Consider the following 18,919-nt stretch of genomic DNA (forward strand, 5'->3'; position numbering starts at 1 on the left):
ATGAACCGTTGGGCCAACGCAGACTCGTTGATGCATCCTGTGCCCAAAACAGCGAGCAGGATAGCGCAACAGAAAGTTGCCAATCTGATGCCGTTCGCTGGACACCTTGAGCCGAATGGCTAGTGGGCTAGTTACTTCTGATCTGGGGAAGAACTCACTGGCTGATCCAGCATCGCGTCTTCGGTGGCCTCATCGGTTAGCGAACCGTCGCGCCTAAATTTTTTGTCTTCAGCCGAGCGGACCTTGCGAACCTTGTGAATAGGTTCGTCAAAACCCAGTGCCTTAGCTTCAGCTATTTCAGCTGCATCTTCAGCGTTGAGCCTCTTCTGCTGTCGTGCCGCGTACCAGAAACCGACAAAGGCGAGCACACCAAAGGCATACCACTGGAATTCGTAGGATAGGTGTGGGCCCTCATCCATGTCCGGTGCATCCAACGGCAGGGGAGCCGAAGCCGGGGCAGGATCTTCTTGATACATGATGCCGTAGGCACCCTGAGCGATGTCGTAGTTCAGGTGCTGGGCATAATCTTGCAACTGAATTGAAGCGATCTGTCCCTCAGGAGCACCGCGGTCAAGACGAACTTCAGAAGGCTTCAGCCGAGCGTTGATGGTGACTTTTCCAGAAGGTGGTGCTGGCACCGCGTCGGGATGACCACTTTCCTTGTCGCCAATAGGCAAATACCCGCGGTCAATAATCACTACTTCGCCGTTGCTGGTCTTAAAAGGTACGAGGACTTCATAACCAGGGCGGCCCGCTTTGATGCGGTTTCGAACAATGTAGGTGTCATCAGCGATGTAGCTACCGGTGAGTGAGACAGTCATCCAGGTCTTTTCTTCTGGAAGCTGTTTGAACTTGGCTAACGCCTCTTCTCCGGTAGCCGGGTCAGCAAAGTAATTGCGGTTCACTCGTTCAATACCGGTAAGAACTTGGTCTCGACGGTTTGCTTGCCAATTGCCCAAGCTAATGCACGCTGCGGCGAAGATCGCCACCAGTACCAACCAGCCAACCCAGCGGGTGCTTGCTAGAAATCGATACATCTACGCAGTGTCTCCTGAGGTGCTGGACAGTGGCAACGTCTCGCGATGAAGAAGGCGCTCTTTGAGGTAGGTTTCCAGCCACTGCAAATGTTCCGGGCAGGCCAGCCAAATCTTACGGCGCTCGGGAGTGTGGATTTTCGGATTGTTCCACAGCAGTTGATACTCCGCGTGGTTTCGGCATCCTTTACGCGAGCACTGAACTTCGGCGGGGGACTGAGGCTGTCCCAGTGAACCTAATAAATCCACTAGTCCTCCTTGTCGGTGCTGCTGGGCTGATCAACAAAAGTTCCGTCAATCACGTCATCGTTATCAAAGTTAGTTTCTTGCGTGGAGGCAGCTGCAGGAATCTGCTGTGGCTCTGGTGCTTTGTAGAACTCAGGAGCCGGTTCGCGCTTGGTTAGATCGGCACCGCCGTTGGCAATGACCACGGCGATATAGGGCAGGATCACTGCGCCAGCAATGAAGAACCAACGCAGCCAGTTATCAAAGAAAAATGCCAAGATGAAACAAGCCATACGCACGGACATCGATATCGTGTACTTGCGCACACGGCTATCGCGCTCGGAGCTGTGGGATTCACGCGCTTCGGTGATGCGGTGAACGCCCGGCTCACCAGAATCATGATTCGTGGGCTGAGATGACATGTAAAAGACTTCACTTTGCTGTGCGGAAACTGCTTCCATTGTCTCACTTGTGGCGCGAAGAGCGTAATTTCTACGCGCTGTCGAAGCGGTAAAACCAGCCAGTAACTAATAGGATTGATCACGGAGAAGCTACTTAACTAGGCAAAGTGCGTCAGACGAGGCCCCGATCACATGATTCGGACACGCTTGAGTAGGCGCATGAATGGAGAAATACATTGACTACGGAACCAACCACTGGCCGCAGCGTCCTCGTGACCGGCGGCAACCGCGGCATCGGCCTTGCGATCGCTCGTGCCTTTGAGGCTAACGGCGACAAGGTAGCTATCACCTACCGCAGCGGCGAGGTTCCCGCCGGCCTGTTGGGTGTCAAAGCTGATGTCACCGACAGCGCATCGATCGATGAGGCGTTCAAAGAAGTTGAAGCAACGCACGGTCCAGTAGAAGTACTTGTTGCTAATGCGGGCGTCACCAAGGACACCCTGCTCTTGCGTATGAGTGAAGATGACTTCAGCTCGGTAATCGACACCAACCTCACCGGCGCCTTCCGCGTTATTAAGCGCGCAAGCAAGGGCATGATGCGCCTGAGGAAGGGCCGTGTTGTCCTGATCTCCTCGGTAGTCGGTCTCTACGGTTCGCCAGGACAGATCAACTACGCAGCATCCAAGTCCGGCTTGGTAGGCATCGCTCGTTCGTTGACCCGCGAGCTTGGCTCCCGTGGCATCACCGCAAACGTTGTTGCACCTGGCTTCATCAACACCGAAATGACCTCTGTGCTGCCAGAAGAAACCCAAAAGGGTTACCTGGCTAATATTCCAGCCAACCGTTTCGCCGAGCCAGAAGAAGTAGCCAACGTTGTTCGCTGGATCGCCAGTGACGAGGCTGCTTACATCTCCGGCGCCGTGATTCCCGTTGACGGCGGCCTAGGCATGGGCCACTAGAAGTTTTCATTGCCCTAAGTAAGGGCACAATCAATTTTCCCGAAGACCTAAGGAGAACAATCAAAATGAGCGAATACAAAGGTGCAGTAGTTACCGGTTCCTCCCGCGGCATTGGTGCGGTTACCGCACAGCTGTTGGCAGAGCAGGGCATTGGCGTTGTAGTGAACTACCGCGCAAAGGCCCCACGCGCAAACAAGATCGTTGCAGCGATCGAAGCAAAGGGTGGCAAGGCCGTAGCTGTTGGCTCGGACCTGACCACCGTTGAGGGCCCACAGGCTTTGGTTGACGCCGCAGTTGAGAACTTCGGCTCCCTAGACGTACTGGTACTGAACGCTTCGGGTGGCATGGAAACTTCCCTCGGTGAGAACTACGCGCTGCGTTTGAACCGCGACGCACAGGTAGCCATGCTCACCGCAGCATTGCCAAAGATGAGCGAAGGTGGCCGAGTTGTATTCGTCACCAGCCACCAGGCACACTTCATCAATGAAGTTTCCACCATGGGCGCTTACGACGAAGTGGCCAAGTCCAAGCGTGCCGGCGAAGACGCACTGCGCGAGCTGATTCCACAGCTGAGCGAAAAGAACATCAGCTTTGTAGTTGTCTCGGGTGACATGATCGAGGGCACCATCACCGCAACCCTGCTTAACCGCATGGAGCCAGGTGCAATTGATGCTCGCCGCGAGGCCGCTGGCAAGCTGTACTCCGTTGAAGAGTTCGGCGCTGAAGTTGCCAAGATGGTCTTTGCTGACGTTGAAACCGGACACACCGAACTGGTTGGCGGCGCAGGAGACTTCCTGGAGCAGGCCGGTAAGTAACCTGCAGCTTTAGCAACACCAAAGGCTGGTGTTCAGCATCTCTCACGGATGTTGGACACCAGCCTTTGTTTTGCACCCTTGGATCATCGGTAGGATTCTAAAAAAATCGCCGGATGCCTTTGTTTGAAAAGGCATCCGGCGATAGTCAACTAATGGATTCTGTTATGGCTTTTCGCCACAAATGATCTTGTTCCATGGGCTGTAAGTCCATGTCTTCTTATCGGCTGGGAGCTTAGCGGAACCGTCAATGGACTCACGGTAGCGAGTGACATCGATGGTGAAGCCCTTTTGTCCGCCAGATTCTGAAACACACTTTTCAGCGCTGTTGTACTTGGTTTCAGGATTGGTCTTGTTGTACTTATCCGAGGTCTTCTGGGTGACCTTCCAGTACTTGGTGGACCACAGGCGGGTATGAACCGCATCGTCGTCAACCCAAGCCTGAACCATCACGCCATACTTAGTGTTGTTCTTCCAGATCATATCGACCTGGCCTTCCCACAAGGTAGCTTCACGACCAGCAGGGTAGCGGTCAAACCAGCGGGAGTGAGGCTTGTGGGTGATGTCGTCGTAGCCGGCCAGGAAGCCGACGTTGTACATCTGAGTGGAAATCTGCGACAGGCCGCCACCAACTGCTTCCGAGCTGAAGCCGTTTTCAACAACACCTGAAGTGAAGTAACCGTTAGCCTCGGTGATTGGGCCCAGGGTATCTAACAATGAGAATTGTTCGCCAGGCTTAACAATGACACCGGTGACTCGTGCGGATCCGGCCTTCAGGTTCTTGGTGCGGACCTTATCTGAGGCAGGATACGGAGTCGAGAAGTCAACGATCGGTTCCTTGATGCCCAACTCCTTGGCATCCGCGGTAGTGAAGTCCGGTTCAGTTTCGGTCATCTTCACGGTTGCAGTGCGGTTAGCAGCGGTGGTCGCCGCTAGCACCTTTGCGCCTAAACCATCGGTTTCCAGAGAAATGCCGTTGGCTGACTCGGTGATCGAAGGCTTACCGTCCTTCAAAGTGATCTTTGCATCCTTGGCGGTGCTGGAAAGATCCGTGCCCTTGGTCGCTGACTTGTACAACTTCTTGTCATCCAAAACAATGGCAGGCTTGCCATCCTTAGGTGCGTACGAAGCTGCGCTTGCGATGTCTGAAGCCGAAACGGTGGCCTTCTTATCGCCCGAATCAAGGGTTACGTCATCCTTGAGCAACGCCTTGACCTGATCATCGTAGAAGGTCTGCAGATCCTTTTCAGCGATCTGTGGTTTCTTCACCTCTGCGGGCAACTCGATAGCGGAACCGTCGATGGACCATTCATCACTGATTTTCTCGACGGCGTCGTCGGTGTTCAAAGCGACACCATCAACCGGCTTGGTCAGTTTGGCTTGTCCGTCAGCGAACTCAATGTTTCCCTCAGAAGCTTCGGCATTGGCCTTCTTAGCCAGAGCCTCTACCTGGGTCTTGAGCTTGTCCTCGTCAACATCAAGGTCAGGAGTGACGTTGTAGTCGTTGGTGAGTCGTTCATAGAGCTTGACCGGATTGACCTCGTAGGAGGTAAGGTCTTCGACCGTGTCAGCGACATTCAGGCTCAAGCCAGCCTTAGCTGGATCTAGCTCGTAGTCCTTGCCGTTAACCTTGAGCGCGACAGGCTTTTCGGCCAGCGGAGTTGCGACTTTGGCAAGTTCCGCCTGAGCCTCATCCTTGCTCATGGAACCGATAGTTACACCGGCCACCGAAGCGTTGGCCGGAACCTGCGAGCTGATCACTGCGGCAGCGCCGAAGTATGCCGCAGTAAGGGCTACCGCGCACGATCCGCCGATGATCCAAGGCTTAGCCTTGCTCTTCGACTTCTTCTTGTTAGAAGGCGTTGCGGGGTTAGTGTCCTGAGGTGTGGTCTGCACTGGTATTAGAGTTCTTTCGAAAGCGTAATGTTGATGCCGCTCGGTCGAGGTATCTACCACAGGCCATTAATGCGTCAGTCAAAATACTAACCGCTGGAGCAACTGAACAACGTGCCTAAAGGCCCGCATGTACCGAATTGTTATCTAGTTGTCGGGAAACAACTAGCTAAGATCATCAAGCACAAGATCAGCAATAACATCCAGACGACCAAAATCTAGACGCACATCGGCTTGATCACGCAGCGCTGGCTTCGCATTAAAAGCGATACCCAATCCTGAGGCTGAAACCATAGACAGATCATTGGCACCATCCCCGGCAGCGATAGTGGCAGCCAGTGGAATCTGGTGTTCCTCAGACCATTGACGAAGTTTCGTTTCCTTCATCGTGCGGTCAACAATCTCGCCGTGGACGGTTCCGTCCAGGATTCCGTCAGTGATACCCAACGTGTTAGCAAGGGCATGGTCCAAACCTAGCGTCGCCGCGAGTGGGTCGAGGATCTGCTGGAACCCTCCCGAAACCACTGCGACCTTGTGGCCGGCTTCGTGGAATCGTTTGACCAGCGATGGTGCGCCATCTGAGAAGATGATGCGCTGACCGACTTCCTGAAGCACAGAATCGGGAAGATTTTTTAGTGTGGCCACCCGTTGAATCAATGACTGTGCGAAGTCCAGTTCTCCACGCATCGCGGCCTCGGTGACTGAAGCGACTTCCGCTTCGCGCCCAGCGTGCGCTGCGAGCAGTTCAATAACTTCCTGCTTAATCAACGTCGAATCAACGTCCATGAGAAGCAGTAGCTGCTTCGCGTCACTGATCTCATCTGGAACAACAGCAAGGCATACATCGGAATAACTGATGTTTCCAGCGCTCACCTGTGAATCGAGGAATGAACTGGCATCGTCTTGAAGTTCGCTACGCTCAGAATCAGGCAGATGCAACTTGGTAACTAATCGATCTTGGCTGGTCTTGATCGATTCCTCGCTAACCTCCGGAATGAGGTGTGCAGCTACAGCAAGTTCCAAAAGATTAAGGAACTGCGTGCGGGGCAGAGAAGGGCGAGAGACAAAAACCAGTGAAGAAGCCATGCAACCAATTTTCGTCGATTCTGTGATTACGACCAAACATGACGGTGCTGACCGGGAGATAAGCGGTGATTTGACGGTGATTCAATTAGTGAATTAGCACCGAAAAGTCTAGTCTTGAATACCATGAGCGAAGTGCTAACTTTCAAAGATGTCAGCGTAGTACGCGGGCGAAAAGAACTGCTCAAGGACGTGTCCTGGGAAGTTAAAGAAGGACAACGATGGATCGTGCTCGGTGCTAACGGCGCCGGCAAATCGACCCTCATGAATATTGCGGCCGCTCGGTTGCACCCTACCCGTGGAACTGCCGACATTCTCGGCGAACGACTAGGCCGGGTTTCAGTATTTGATCTGCGCCCCCTGATCGGCTTGAGCTCTGCCTTGGTGGCGAATTCTATTCCAGCCAGTGAGACTGCACTGAACGTTGTGGTGACTGCTGCCTACGGTACTACCGGGCGTTGGCGTGAACAGTACGAAAAGCTTGATGAGCGTCGTGCTTTCCAGTTGCTACACCAGTGGGGTATGTCCACTTTCATGAATCAGCCTTTTGGCAAACTCTCCGAGGGTGAGCGTAAGCGTGTATTGATTGCTCGCGCATTGATGACTGACCCGGAACTGATGATTCTGGATGAGCCTGCAGCTGGACTGGACCTTGCAGGACGAGAAGAACTCGTCGCGCAAATGGCCGAATTGGCAGCCGACGAAGACGCACCTGCGTTGGTTCTCGTGACCCACCACCTTGAAGAAGTTCCTGCCGGATTTACGCACATCATGATGATGCGTGAAGGCGAAGTTGTTGCCGCTGGCGAACTTGAGTCCACCCTTACCGAAGAAAACCTTGAAGCGACGTACGGTCTCAAGCTGTCCCTTCGCCGCGAAGGTGGACGATTCTCGGCTTTTGCCAAGATCTAAGAGAACTATCTAAAGGGGATCACTCCGCGTGGTTGAATTTTGGCGTGAAGCCCTGATCTTTATAGGTGGTCTCTGGGCCGGAACCATCAATACCGTTGTTGGTTCCGGCACTCTGGTTACTTTCCCTATTCTTGTTGCCTTGGGTACTGCGCCGGTCAATGCGGTTGTATCCAACGCAATGGGTCTAGTCGCCGGAGGGTTCTCCGGAGCTTGGGGCTACCGCCGAGAAGCGGCAAGCGTCAAGAAAACACTGCTCAAGCTGATTCCCGTCTCACTTGTTGGTGGTCTGATCGGTTCGTTACTTCTGCTCAACCTTCCTGAAAGCGTTTTCGGGGTCGTCGCTCCGGTGCTGCTCATTTGTGCACTGGTCTTGGTGATCTTCCAGCCTCGACTGGCTACGTGGGCCAAGTCCCGCCAAGCGGCCCGAGGTGGCTCGGATCCTGATGCGGCAGACCGTGCCAAAATACCGATGATCTTGTATATCTTGGTCTTCGTTATCGGCGTTTACGGTGGCTACTTCACGGCGGCACAGGGCGTTCTGCTGATGGCGGTCTTTGGGGTATTCCTGCACGCATCGTTGCAACAGTCCAACGCGATCAAGGTAATTCTTTCGCTGATCGTTAACCTCATGGCCGCCGTGATGTATCTGCTGATCGCCCCCGAGCGCATCAACTGGCTCATCGTCTTGTTGATTGCGGTCGGATCACTGATCGGTGGCTTTATCGGCGCCAAGATTGGACGCAAGCTTTCGCCTGGTTGGCTACGCGGACTCATCGTGGTTCTGGGATTGATGGCCCTGACCAACATGATCATTAAGTTGCTGTAGAGCCATGAACGAGATTGTGAATCCTGAACGCATCTTGCACGTTGCAGATCTAGAAGATCCCCGTTTAGATGAATATTTGAGACTCTCCGAAGCGCATCTGAGGATGCGAACGGACGTTGAAAATGGACTGTATATAGCTGAAAGCACCAAGGTAGTTCAGCGCGCTATTAATGCTGGCCATGTTCCACGTAGCTTCCTGTTGGCCGAAAAGCATTTGGGCCAGTTGACCGAAGAGTTTAATAAGTTCCCGTCCGCCCCGATCTTCATCGGACATGACAAGCAACTAGAAGACCTGGTTGGATTCCATCTGCATCGCGGTGCAATGGCATCAATGAATCGCCCTGAACCGCTCGACTTGGATCAGGTTCTCGAATCAAGTTCGCGAATCGCGATTCTTGAAGACATCGCAGACCACACCAACTTGGGCGCGATCATTCGGTCCGCGTCCGGACTCGGTATCGATGCTGTGCTGCTGACACCTAAATGTGTTGATCCTTGGTATCGCCGAAGCGCACGCGTTTCTATGGGCACCGTATTTGATCTTCCGTGGGTTCGGTTGGACAACTGGCCCACCGATATTCAAAAGCTCAAGTCTCATGACTACGAACTACTTGCGATGGAACTGACCGATGATGCCGTGGCACTGAATGATGTCCGTATTAAACCGGGCGAAAAAATTGCGATGATCTTGGGCAATGAAGGCAGGGGAGTGACGCAAGAAGCGTTAGCTTTGGCTGACCGCACAGTCATCATTCCGATGCATCGCGAAGTTGATTCGTTGAACGTGGGTGCGGCTAGCGCTATTGCGTTCTGGCATCTGTGCTCCGCACCACGCTAACAGGGTTCTCCATAGGTGAAATAGTGCGATAGGATGTAATGTCTGTGTGTTTCGAGTTCTTCAATGATCTCTGCTGCATATGACTAAATTTCCGAGTAGGTAGCTGCTGGCAAAATCCAGTGGCCAATTAACATAAAGGTGTATAGCTATGAAGGCTGATATCCATCCAAAGTACGCCGCTGTGGTTTTCAACGACCTGGCATCCGGCGAAAAGATCTTGACCCGTTCGACCGCAACTTCGGACAAGACCATCGAGTGGGAAGACGGCAACACTTACCCAGTGATTGACGTTGAAATCTCGGCTGCTTCGCACCCGTTCTACACCGGTAAGCAGCGCATCATGGACACCGCTGGTCGTGTCGAGCGCTTCAACGCCCGCTTCAAGGGCTTCGGCGGCAAGAAGTAATACTTCGCCCCTCGCAAGCTTTATGCGACGTGCTTCCATTTTTGGAAGCACGTCGTTTTGCTTTAACGCGACGATTTTCAGCCCTTAATTCAGGATTCGCTGATTCTGTGATCTGCACGCTCGTGCGCTGTGGAAAGCGGTGGTCAGGGATAGACTAGTGGCATGATGCATCATGGTGAATACAAGGTTGTCGGTGGCAAATTAGTCGTTGTAGATCTCGATAGCAAAGATGGAAAGATCACCGACGTTTCACTCAACGGTGACTTCTTCTTAGAACCTGATGAAGCGTTAGAAGACCTCAATGCAGCGGTGCTGGGCCTGCCAACAGACGCCAGCCACAGCACCATTAGGGATGCAGTCACCAAGAACCTGCGGACCGGCGCAGTCATGTTCGGATTTGATGCAGATGCCGTGGCGCGAGTGGTTCGTCGAGCTCTCGGCCACGCAACCAAATGGGAAGACCACCAGTGGGAAGTGCTGGGTCCAGAGATCATCCCGATTGCTGAACAAGTAGCTCTCGACGAAGTCCTCACCCGGCAAATCGCTCAAGGTGTGCGTAAACCAACCATTCGCTTCTGGGACTGGAACGAAGGCGCAGTAGTTATCGGCTCCTTCCAGTCACTGAAAAACGAAGTGGATATGGAACAAGCACAAAACTATGGCATCAAGGTTGTGCGCCGCATTTCCGGTGGCGGTGCGATGTTCATGGAAGCGGGCAACTGCATCACCTACTCGCTTTACGCCCCAGAGTCCCTAGTTGACGGCATGAGCTTTGCCGATTCATACCCGTACCTGGATGCTTGGGTGATGGAAGCGTTGGAGAGCATTGGACTTAAAGCTCACTACAAGCCTCTGAATGACATTGCCACCCAGACCGGGAAAATCGGCGGTGCCGCTCAAAAGCGATTGGCCAACGGCGCTATGCTGCATCACGTCACGATGAGCTATGACATTGATGCTGAAAAGATTACTCAGGTGCTGCGCATTGGCCGTGAGAAAATTTCGGACAAGGGGATTACGTCAGCGGTAAAGCGAGTAGATCCCTTGAAGTCCCAAACAGAGCTGGACCGTTTGGAAATCATCAAGGTCATGATGGATACCTTCGCAAAGCGAACTGGTGCCAAGCCTGCGCAACTTGACGAGGAAACTCGCGCTGCAGCCAAGAAGCTGGCCGAGACCAAATTTGATACCGAGCAGTGGACTGCCCGCGTTCCATAACCGTATTGGTACAGGCAGACAAGGAGCCCGGACCCTCGGATGAAATAATCATCCAAGAGTCCGGGCTCCTGTGTTGTGGACCTACCGGCTGGTGCGACTGAACGCCTGAGCATTCAGCGAGCGTTCCAACTCAGCACGCTCTTCCAAAAGGATTCGCTTCAGTGCTGTAGGAGCTTGAGCATTATCTTCTAGCCATTTTGTGGCGCAGGCTAATGCCTGATTCTGTTCTACCGAGCCATCCAAGTCCTGATGTCCAGGGAACAGGCCCTCGATCACTCGGGTTGCGAATTCCATGCTCATCGTTTCAAAGACGGGCAAGATAGCTGCCCAGAAACGAGACTCGAATGGGGCCAGCAGAGAAGCCGAACCCAGCGAGAATCCCAAGGCTGTGGCGGAGAGAGCGTCATTGGACAGTTCTGACTTCTCGTCGCGAGCCATGAGTACGGTATCGAAGGCAGATTCCTTCACCTGTGCGTCTGGTCGCGCAGCTAGTGCCGTACGTACCGCGTTGTGCGCAATACTTGTTGGGTTCGCTTTGGCCACGGCATGCATTTGGGCTTCAGCTGATGCATCCAGCCGACCCGATGCTGCCAGAGCAACGTACGAGTTCCAGAGCAGCTGCTCATCGACAGTTACCTGCAGACGGTTAGGCTGTTCGCCCAGGAACGCATCAATAACCTCGTTGGCAACTCCGGATCGCGCGAGCCGGGTCAAGATTCGCGCGGTGGTCGTCTGCTGATCGCTGCCCGGTTCAAAGATGGCGAGCCAACCAGTGAGTACCTCAACGGCTTCACTTCGAAGCTCGACGCGCAATTCAGGAGCAACGTACTTGCTGATGGAATCAACCAACTGGTTGGTCAGCACGGTGAATACACCGGCATCGGTAACCGTATGTGCGTGAGCCAAAATGGCCTTGGCGTAGCTCTGTGCGTCCAAGGTCGCCGAGCGCACTGCGTCCCATAGTGAAGCCCAGCAGGTTGCTCGCGGAAGCGAGTCGGTCAGGCCCGAAAGGTTATTGAGCAAAGTGGAACGAGAAGCAGCATCAAATTCGATGAGCGCGTAGGTCTCGTCACCATCGTTGGGCAATAGCAGATCAGGAACTTTTCGGCCCACCAGGAAATCAAGGGCCACGGCCTGGCCTGTGAGTTCTACCGGGACAGAATCGGTACGTACCAGTTTGCCTTCACGAAGTTCGTACGCGCCAACGCTGAGCACATGCGGACGGATGATCCGCTGACCGGAAATGGGATCTGTGCCAAATTGCTCTAACTGAGCCGCTGAAATGAAGCCTTGCTCATCGGTGCTGTAACTGATCTTGAGCTTTGGTACTCCGCTGGTCTTTAACCATGCGTCGGCCCACTGGCGCATATCGCGACCACTGGCAGATTCAAGGGCCTGAAGGAAATCTTCAAGCGAAGTATTTGCGTAGGCATGCTTACGGAAGTAGGAACGTGCTGCATCGCGGAAAGCTTCTGCGCCGACAAAGGCCGCGAGCTGTTTGAGGACGCTGGCTCCCTTGGCATAAGTAATGCCATCGAAGTTCTGGTCGGCAGCCAGAAGGTCAGGGATGTCCGCAACGATTGGGTGCGTCGTTGGCATCTGATCGGCCACGTAGGCCCACGCCTTGCGGCGGGCCGCGAAGGTGGTCCAAGCGGTGGTGAAGTCGGTGGCTTCGTCATTGGCCAGGGTGCCAATGTAATCAGCAAATGACTCCTTGAGCCACAAGTCGTCCCACCACTTCATGGTGACCAGGTCGCCAAACCACATATGCGCCATCTCATGCATGATGGTGTTGCCGCGCTGCTCGTATTGAGCCTCGGTAGCGTGCGAAGTGAAAACGTAGCTTTCAGTGAACGTCACCAAGCCAGGGTTCTCCATGGCGCCGAGGTTGTATTCAGGCACGAACGCCGAGTCGTACTTGCCCCACGGGTAAGGGTAAGCAAACAGCTCATGATAGTAATCCAGTCCGCGGCTGGTCAGCTCTAGAATCTCTTGGCCATCAAAGTGTTCGGCTAACGAGGCACGGCAGGTAGCTGCCATTTCGATAACCAATTCTTCTCCGTCGGGCAATTCTTGGACATGCTCCGCACGTTCCACATGGTACGGACCAGCCAGCACTGCAGTGATGTAGCTGGAGATCGGTGGAGTGGGGGAGCATGCCACTGTTTTGGTGCCGTCGTCGTTAAACACTTCGTCAACGATTGGCTGATTGCTAGCCAAATGCCATGCCGAGGGGCCGGTGAGGGTGAAGCGGAAACTGGTTTTCAGATCTGGCTGTTCGAAGCAGGCGAAAACCCGCCGAGCCTCCGAAGGCTCAAATTGGGTATAGAGGTAGGTTTCCCCGTCTTGGGGATCAACAAAGCGGTGTAATCCTTCGCCGGAGCGAGAGTACAGTGCCTGACCGGTAATCCTCACGGTGTTGGGCGCATCGGTGCGCAAGGTATCCAGGTAGATACGAGCATCGAGTACCGCGCTGGAAAGATCAATAGCCGTTCCATTAACCAGAACTTCTTGAACGGACTCGTGAATGAAGTCGAGGAAGGTATCGGCTCGTTTTGAGGAGAAGTTTAAGGTAGTAATCGAGGTGAAACTGAGCGCGGAAGGATCACTCGCGTTGCCTAAGTCCAGTTGAACTTCAGCGAAGTGCCAAGTGATGTTTTCAGCGCGCCAAGCCGCCTCGTCGCGTCTTAGATTTTCATTGGGTGCGTAGCGTTCTAGTGTGTCCACCATCCCAGCTTAGCTGTGAAATGAATGTTTGAGACCTTGCGGAGTTTACTAATTCGCTTGGTCTTCTTACTCAGAGGCGCGTTTGGCCAGCAAGGCGCGGATCCCGTTGAAGTGTTCTGAAATCAATGACCGGGCAGTACCCACGTCACGGCTGCGAACGGCGTCGAGGATATCTCGGTGATCCTGTGCCGTCTTGGCTGGCTGGGTGATTTCCGTGTCGGTATCGATGGCATCGTAGATGGTCCGATAGACGTCCCAAAACACTCCGAGGAGATTGGTCAAAAGCTGATTTTCTAGCGGTTCAAAGAGGATGCGGTGAAAAGCCTTGTCTTGTTCAACAAAGGTCTCATCGCGTTCGGCGTGAGCTTCCATCTCGGTGACTACCTGCTCTAGTGCCTGCAAATGCTCTTTGGTCACCGACTGAATGGCCAATCCGATCAGTCCCGTTTCTAGTGCTTGGCGCACGTCCACCAGTTCGTTGGCTTCGTGCCCGTGATGCCGGAGAGAAAGCTGTCCACGGAAGGCTAGGGACTCCTGCAATGCGTTGAGGTTTTCCTTGGCTACAAACATGCCAAACCCATGGCGGGTATCAACAATGCCTAGTGCTTGGAGAACCTTGACCGCCTCGCGTAGCGAGTTGCGTCCTACGCCAAGCTCAGCCATCAGTTCTTGTTCTGTCGGCATCGGGTCGCCGGGCAACAAGCCGCGATCAAGGATCAGAGTTGTGATGTCGTTGGTCAGGGTGCGTAGTCGGGCGCGTGCATCTGGCCGGCGTACAGGTGGAGTGCTCAATGGATCCTCCGTTGTCCTTGGGTGCTAATTTAAAAATTGTGAAGTAGTTGACCATAGGGTGTGTCTCGCACTACAGTCTAAACCATAGATGGGACATCCTACGTCCTACAACATGCACTTTTGACCTTGGAGTTGGCACCGATGGCGCTAAAAGAAGTAGCTAATAAGCCCTTTGCACGTCGAGATTTTTTGCGATTCACCGGAATGGTCGGCGCTGCGGCAGCATTTTCTGCCAGCTTGTAGGCTTGTTCCTCGGTTTCCACTAGTACCGGAGGCGGCACTGGCGCCGGCACCGGAACTATTGAAGCCGGCATGTCGTACGCACTTTCCACCGGCTTTGATCCGATGACATCTTCGGGCGCAACTCCATTTGCGGCCAACATGCACATCTTTGAGGGTCTAGTTGATCTTCACCCGGCCACTCGCGAGCCATTCCTCGCCTTGGCTGCAGCCGGCCCAAAGCAAGTTGACGACACTACTTGGGAAGTGGAACTGCGCGAGGGTGCGAAGTTCCATAATGGTGACCCGGTCGCCATTGAAGACGTTGTCTACTCATTCGAACGCGTGCTGGATACCAAGAACGCGTCGCTCTTTGCTCAGTTCATCCCTTTCATCAAGTCGGTCAAGGCTAAGGGCAAGACGGCAGTGACGTTCAAGCTGAACTATGCCTTCCCACTCTTTGCCACGCGCATCTCGGTGGTCAAGGTTGTTCCTAAGTCTGTTGCTTCTAAGGATCAGGCAGCCTTCGATGCTGCGCCTGTGGGCAGTGGTCCGTACAAGTTCGTCTCGGCCACCAAAGACGACAAGATTGTCTTTGAGAAGTTTGACGGTTACAACGGCAAGTACGCAGCTACCGCTAGTGGCATGACCTGGTACCTGCTCTCGGATGCTGCCGCTCGCGTCACCGCAATGGAATCTGGCCGTGTCCAGGCTATTGAAGATGTTCCATACCTAGATATGGACCGTCTGGCTTCCAAGGTCACTGTGAAGACCGCGGATTCCTTCGGCCTCTTGTTCTTGATGTTCAACTGCTCCAAGAAGCCGTTCAACGATCCGAAGGTACGCCAGGCACTGCACTACGCCTTGGACACCGAGTCAATCATTAACATCGCATTGTTGGGCAAAGCGAAGCCGGCAAGTTCATACATGCAAGAAAGCCACCCACGGTACATCAAGGCTTCCACCGTGTACTCCCATGATGCAGAAAAAGCAGCCAAACTGCTTAAGGAAGCTGGTGTGGACAAGCTCGAATTTGAGCTACTCACCACCGACACCTCGTGGGTCAAAGACATTGCCCCGCTGATCCTCGAATCTTGGAACAAGATTCCGGGCGTCAAGGTCACGATGAAAAACCTGCAGTCCGGTGCGTTGTATACCGACAACGTTGATAGCGGAAAGTTCAGTGTTGTCGCGGCCCCTGGTGACCCTTCGGTCTTCGGCAACGACCTGGACCTCTTGTTGAGCTGGTTCTACCGAGGCGAAGTCTGGCCAAAGGCTCGCTTCCGCTGGAGCGACACCGCGGAGTACAAGGAACTGCAAAAGCAGCTTGACGCGGCTATCAAGACCGAAGACAACAATAAGGCCATGGAAGCGTGGGGCAAGGCAATCAATATTGTTGCCGATCAGGTTCCCCTGTACCCAATCCTTCACCGTCAGTTGCCTTCGGCTTGGGACGAAAATGCGCTGGAAGGCTTCCAACCATTGCCTACGACCGGCATCTCGTTCGTCGGCGTCAACCGAAAAGCCTAGCTGGCCCATAGCTCCGGTCCGCACCCCGAATCATCGTGGTGCGGACCGGAAATTACTGGCACATTGAACTGCACGCTTCGATAACCAACGGAGTTATTTCATGGGGAATTTCCTCAACCTGCTATTACGTCGCCTTGCTGCACTGCCGGTGATGATCCTAGGCATCTCAGCCTTGGTCTTCATCATCATGAAGCTTGCCCCAGGCGATGAAGCCACCAACGCCTTGGGCGACAGCGCATCAGAGGCGGCCAAAGAGGCCTACCGCGAAGAGCGGGGCCTGAATGACTCGTTGATCATCCAGTATTTTAAATTCATCGGACAACTGATCCGTTTTGATTTTGGTGTCACCACGCCGCCGGCCCAGTCCGTATCAGCAATGATCGCCAAGGCATTCCCGCTGACCTTGCAGCTAACTTTTCTCGGCGTGATCATTGCCGTGATTATCTCGCTGGCATTCGGTTTGCTCGGAGCTCTATACCGTGACTGCTGGCCGGATCAAGTAGTCCGAATTTTCTCCATTGCAGCCATCGCCACCCCATCATTCTGGCTTGGCATCCTGTTAATCCAGTGGTTCGCACTGGGTAAAAACCCGCTGCTTCCATCCGGTGGTGCGGCTGCCGCCGGCTCCGGTTTGGGCACCTGGTTCATGCACATGATCCTGCCGGCCTTGGCCTTGGCAATCCCCGTTTCCGCATCCCTGACCCGCGTGGTTCGTACCTCGATGGTCGAAGAACTTGACCGCGATTATGTGCGAACCGCCATTGGTAACGGTGTGCCTCGGGGTGAAGTGATCTCCCGCAGCGTGCTACGCAATGCATTGGTCACCCCGGTAACCGTTCTAGGCCTGCGAATCGGCTACCTGCTGGGCGGTGCAGTAGTCATTGAAATGATCTTCTCGCTTCCGGGTATGGGGCAGCTGATCATGAACGGCATTACCAACAAGGACACCAGCCTAGTTCAGGGAGTCACCCTGACCATTGCGCTGACCTTCGTTCTGGTCAACACCATCGTTGACCTGCTCTACTTGCTGATCAACCCACGTATTAGGACGGTGTAGCGATGACCATCATGGCTCCACGCAACAACCTGGTCACTCGACTCTCCAGCGGCGGCGCACGCTTCAAAGCGCTGCCAATTGGCTCAAAAATAGCTCTGGCCTTCTTGCTGATCATTGCAGTCTTGGCGGTTTTTGCACCGCTGATTGCTCCACATGATCCGCTAGGTACCGGCATTCCAGCCCAAAAGCCGGGTGCAGGACACTTCTTCGGCACCGACCGACTCGGTCGAGATATATACTCGCGCTTGCTCTACGGTGCCCAAGCATCCTTGATTGTCGGCTTGGGCTCCGTGGCCTTTGCCCTGGTCCTTGGCGGACTGCTCGGAGCGCTGGCTGCAACAAGCGCTAAGTGGGCTAATGAAACCATCATGCGCATCATGGACATGGTCATGGCATTCCCGGGCATCGCCCGTGCCGCTGCACTGCTGGCATCACTGGGAAATACTCTGCCGGTGATCATCTTGTCTATCGCCATCATTTACACCCCACAGATCGCCTGTGTTGTTCGAGCGAACGTATTGGCCCAATGGGGCGAAGACTATGTTCGCGCAGAACGAGTGATTGGTGCTGGACGATTCTTCATCCTCGGCAAGCACGTATTGCGTAACTGTGCGGCACCGGTACTTGTTTTTGCCACCGTGATGGTTGCCGACGCGATCATCCTGGAAGCTTCGCTGTCCTTCCTTGGCGCGGGCATCTAGGACCCGGCACCAAGCTGGGGCAATGTGATCTCTTAGGGTCGCAACCTGGTACTCAACGGTGCCTGGTGGGCTACCACCTTTGCCGGTCTGGTGATCTTGTTGACCGTTTTGGCGCTGAACATTCTGGCTGAAGGCATGACCGATGCTCTGGTGAACTCCAAGCGTTCAGGGGCAAAGTCGAAGTCGGATCAACCGGCAGTTCAAAAAGCCCGCCCAACCATGGACGGTGCTGCCAGCGAACGCCTGCGGACTGAATTGGATCTGCTCTCGGTAGCCGAAGCCAAGCGCAATGATCGTTTGGTTCTAGACACCTCCAACGGGGTCCCACGCACCATCTTGGAAGTTTCGAATCTGTCCATTCGCTTCCCCGAACGTTATGGGGATACACCAATCGTGCAGAACGTCTCCTTCTCGGTACGCGAAGGCGAAACCATGGCGTTGGTTGGCGAATCAGGCTGTGGCAAGTCCATTACCTCGCTGGCTATCATGGGTCTGCTCGGTAAGAGTGCAAAGCTGAGCGGTTCAATCACCTTCGACGGCAAAGAACTGCTTCCCGCCACCATCGATGGTGGGACCCTGGCTGGCGATGACAAGGTCTACAAGGGCCTTCGTGGTGAACAAATCGCCATGGTCTACCAAGATGCCCTCTCTAGCTTGAACCCATCCATGCTTGTTGGTGACCAGCTGCGACAGCTGACCAAGCGTGGCGGACGCAAGAGCCCAGAAGAACTGCTGAACCTGGTCAAGCTTGATGCCAAGCGCACCCTGCGTTCCTACCCTCACGAGCTCTCCGGCGGTCAGCGTCAGCGCGTCTTGATCGCTATGGCACTCTCGCGCAGCCCGAAACTGGTGGTATGCGACGAACCGACCACCGCACTGGACGTCACCGTTCAGAAGCAGGTTGTGGAACTGCTCAACGAGCTACGTGAGCAATTGGGCTTCGCTATGGTCTTCGTTTCACACGACTTGGCCCTCGTCGCTTCGCTGGCGCACCGCGTGACTGTCATGTACGCCGGACAGGTAGTTGAATCCGGTCCGATTAGCGATGTACTCAAAGACCCGCACCACGAATACACTCGCGGTTTGCTTGGAGCGGTACTGTCCATTGAATCGCAGTCCGAGCGCCTGCACCAGATTCCTGGGACCGTGCCAAGCCCGTACGACTTTGCTGACGGCGACCGCTTTGCGGAGCGATCCCTACGTGAAGACGCGGATCCATCCCGTCACTTGTCCTTTGTGCCGGTGGCTGCGGGAAGCGAACACCGATGGGCGAGCCATAGTGAAAG

The 18,919-nt window shown here is 54.4% G+C and carries 17 protein-coding genes and 1 pseudogene; 11 read left to right on the top strand and 7 right to left on the bottom strand.

Annotated features, from left to right (window positions below):
• Positions 1–131: 131 nt before the first annotated feature.
• From AC1Z3F_RS04900 to AC1Z3F_RS04910, 3 genes are read right to left on the bottom strand one after another with little or no spacing between them, the layout of a single operon-like run.
• Complete coding sequence (locus AC1Z3F_RS04900; protein ID WP_131088137.1) at positions 132–1,037, bottom strand: SURF1 family cytochrome oxidase biogenesis protein; 906 nt, start codon at positions 1,035–1,037, stop codon at positions 132–134.
• Positions 1,038–1,283 carry an acetone carboxylase gene (locus AC1Z3F_RS04905; protein WP_131088138.1) on the bottom strand — a complete coding sequence of 82 codons (246 nt, stop codon included), beginning with the start codon at positions 1,281–1,283 and terminating at the stop codon, positions 1,038–1,040.
• Positions 1,283–1,681 carry a DUF3099 domain-containing protein gene (locus AC1Z3F_RS04910; RefSeq protein WP_483566706.1) on the bottom strand — a complete coding sequence of 133 codons (399 nt, stop codon included), beginning with the start codon at positions 1,679–1,681 and terminating at the stop codon, positions 1,283–1,285. Before AC1Z3F_RS04910 ends, AC1Z3F_RS04905 begins: the two co-directional genes overlap by 1 nt.
• Before the next feature lie 215 nt (positions 1,682–1,896).
• Here AC1Z3F_RS04910 and fabG point away from each other — a divergent pair, with 215 nt between their 5' ends.
• Together fabG and AC1Z3F_RS04920 are read left to right on the top strand one after the other, a co-directional pair.
• Complete coding sequence (fabG, locus tag AC1Z3F_RS04915) at positions 1,897–2,619, top strand: beta-ketoacyl-ACP reductase (RefSeq protein ID WP_131088140.1); 723 nt, start codon at positions 1,897–1,899, stop codon at positions 2,617–2,619.
• Positions 2,620–2,684: 65 nt separating this feature from the next.
• On the top strand, positions 2,685–3,434 hold the full coding sequence (locus AC1Z3F_RS04920; protein ID WP_131088141.1) for an SDR family oxidoreductase: 750 nt from the start codon (positions 2,685–2,687) through the stop codon (positions 3,432–3,434).
• 162 nt (positions 3,435–3,596) lie between these two features.
• Here AC1Z3F_RS04920 and AC1Z3F_RS04925 read toward each other — a convergent pair whose 3' ends face one another.
• Together AC1Z3F_RS04925 and serB are read right to left on the bottom strand one after the other, a co-directional pair.
• Positions 3,597–5,327, bottom strand: coding sequence for a VanW family protein (locus tag AC1Z3F_RS04925; RefSeq protein WP_131088142.1), 1,731 nt, complete (start codon positions 5,325–5,327; stop codon positions 3,597–3,599).
• A gap of 162 nt (positions 5,328–5,489) precedes the next feature.
• The gene (serB, locus tag AC1Z3F_RS04930; RefSeq protein WP_262197818.1) at positions 5,490–6,410 is read right to left on the bottom strand and encodes a phosphoserine phosphatase SerB; all 921 of its coding nucleotides are present in this window, start codon (positions 6,408–6,410) and stop codon (positions 5,490–5,492) included.
• A gap of 123 nt (positions 6,411–6,533) precedes the next feature.
• On the opposite strand from serB, the gene AC1Z3F_RS04935 reads away from it, so the two are divergent.
• From AC1Z3F_RS04935 to lplAB, 5 genes are all read left to right on the top strand, one after another.
• Complete coding sequence (locus AC1Z3F_RS04935) at positions 6,534–7,319, top strand: ABC transporter ATP-binding protein (protein ID WP_131088144.1); 786 nt, start codon at positions 6,534–6,536, stop codon at positions 7,317–7,319.
• Between the two features lie 28 nt (positions 7,320–7,347).
• Entirely contained in the window at positions 7,348–8,145 is a 798-nt protein-coding gene (locus AC1Z3F_RS04940; protein WP_131088145.1) for a sulfite exporter TauE/SafE family protein, read from the top strand.
• Between the two features lie 4 nt (positions 8,146–8,149).
• Positions 8,150–8,983, top strand: a complete 834-nt coding sequence (locus AC1Z3F_RS04945) for a TrmH family RNA methyltransferase (RefSeq protein ID WP_131088146.1) — start codon at positions 8,150–8,152, stop codon at positions 8,981–8,983.
• Between the two features lie 148 nt (positions 8,984–9,131).
• On the top strand, positions 9,132–9,389 hold the full coding sequence (locus AC1Z3F_RS04950; RefSeq protein ID WP_131088147.1) for a type B 50S ribosomal protein L31: 258 nt from the start codon (positions 9,132–9,134) through the stop codon (positions 9,387–9,389).
• A gap of 162 nt (positions 9,390–9,551) precedes the next feature.
• The gene (gene lplAB, locus AC1Z3F_RS04955; RefSeq protein ID WP_483566707.1) at positions 9,552–10,607 is read left to right on the top strand and encodes a lipoate-protein ligase LplAB; all 1,056 of its coding nucleotides are present in this window, start codon (positions 9,552–9,554) and stop codon (positions 10,605–10,607) included.
• Between the two features lie 81 nt (positions 10,608–10,688).
• Here lplAB and pepN read toward each other — a convergent pair whose 3' ends face one another.
• Both pepN and AC1Z3F_RS04965 read right to left on the bottom strand, forming a co-directional pair.
• A complete protein-coding gene (gene pepN, locus AC1Z3F_RS04960) occupies positions 10,689–13,337 on the bottom strand; it encodes an aminopeptidase N (protein WP_262197816.1) in 2,649 nt (882 codons plus the stop codon).
• A gap of 63 nt (positions 13,338–13,400) precedes the next feature.
• Positions 13,401–14,126 carry a FadR/GntR family transcriptional regulator gene (locus AC1Z3F_RS04965; RefSeq protein WP_131088150.1) on the bottom strand — a complete coding sequence of 242 codons (726 nt, stop codon included), beginning with the start codon at positions 14,124–14,126 and terminating at the stop codon, positions 13,401–13,403.
• Positions 14,127–14,267: 141 nt separating this feature from the next.
• Here AC1Z3F_RS04965 and AC1Z3F_RS04970 point away from each other — a divergent pair, with 141 nt between their 5' ends.
• The 4 genes and pseudogenes from AC1Z3F_RS04970 to AC1Z3F_RS04985 form a co-directional block, all read left to right on the top strand.
• Complete coding sequence (locus AC1Z3F_RS04970; RefSeq protein ID WP_131088151.1) at positions 14,268–14,369, top strand: twin-arginine translocation signal domain-containing protein; 102 nt, start codon at positions 14,268–14,270, stop codon at positions 14,367–14,369.
• 69 nt (positions 14,370–14,438) lie between these two features.
• Positions 14,439–15,875, top strand: a complete 1,437-nt coding sequence (locus AC1Z3F_RS04975) for an ABC transporter substrate-binding protein (RefSeq protein ID WP_483566708.1) — start codon at positions 14,439–14,441, stop codon at positions 15,873–15,875.
• 100 nt (positions 15,876–15,975) lie between these two features.
• On the top strand, positions 15,976–16,932 hold the full coding sequence (locus tag AC1Z3F_RS04980; RefSeq protein WP_483566709.1) for an ABC transporter permease: 957 nt from the start codon (positions 15,976–15,978) through the stop codon (positions 16,930–16,932).
• An 11-nt stretch (positions 16,933–16,943) separates the two neighbouring features.
• Positions 16,944–18,911 (top strand): annotated as a pseudogene (locus AC1Z3F_RS04985) (dipeptide/oligopeptide/nickel ABC transporter permease/ATP-binding protein); the annotation flags it as partial.
• Positions 18,912–18,919 lie beyond the last annotated feature (8 nt).

This window comes from Glutamicibacter sp. MOO4 (assembly GCF_056934395.1).

Excerpts from the sequence above, each read along its gene's own strand:
- AC1Z3F_RS04945 (WP_131088146.1), top strand. The coding sequence starts at position 8,150 with ATGAACGAGATTGTGAATCCTGAACGCATCTTGCACGTTGCAGATCTA.
- AC1Z3F_RS04980 (WP_483566709.1), top strand. The coding sequence starts at position 15,976 with ATGGGGAATTTCCTCAACCTGCTATTACGTCGCCTTGCTGCACTGCCG.
- AC1Z3F_RS04935 (WP_131088144.1), top strand. The coding sequence starts at position 6,534 with ATGAGCGAAGTGCTAACTTTCAAAGATGTCAGCGTAGTACGCGGGCGA.
- AC1Z3F_RS04910 (WP_483566706.1), bottom strand. The coding sequence starts at position 1,681 with ATGTCATCTCAGCCCACGAATCATGATTCTGGTGAGCCGGGCGTTCAC.
- AC1Z3F_RS04920 (WP_131088141.1), top strand. The coding sequence starts at position 2,685 with ATGAGCGAATACAAAGGTGCAGTAGTTACCGGTTCCTCCCGCGGCATT.
- lplAB (WP_483566707.1), top strand. The coding sequence starts at position 9,552 with ATGATGCATCATGGTGAATACAAGGTTGTCGGTGGCAAATTAGTCGTT.
- serB (WP_262197818.1), bottom strand. The coding sequence starts at position 6,410 with ATGGCTTCTTCACTGGTTTTTGTCTCTCGCCCTTCTCTGCCCCGCACG.
- AC1Z3F_RS04970 (WP_131088151.1), top strand. The coding sequence starts at position 14,268 with ATGGCGCTAAAAGAAGTAGCTAATAAGCCCTTTGCACGTCGAGATTTT.
- AC1Z3F_RS04950 (WP_131088147.1), top strand. The coding sequence starts at position 9,132 with ATGAAGGCTGATATCCATCCAAAGTACGCCGCTGTGGTTTTCAACGAC.
- AC1Z3F_RS04975 (WP_483566708.1), top strand. The coding sequence starts at position 14,439 with ATGTCGTACGCACTTTCCACCGGCTTTGATCCGATGACATCTTCGGGC.
- pepN (WP_262197816.1), bottom strand. The coding sequence starts at position 13,337 with ATGGTGGACACACTAGAACGCTACGCACCCAATGAAAATCTAAGACGC.
- AC1Z3F_RS04900 (WP_131088137.1), bottom strand. The coding sequence starts at position 1,037 with ATGTATCGATTTCTAGCAAGCACCCGCTGGGTTGGCTGGTTGGTACTG.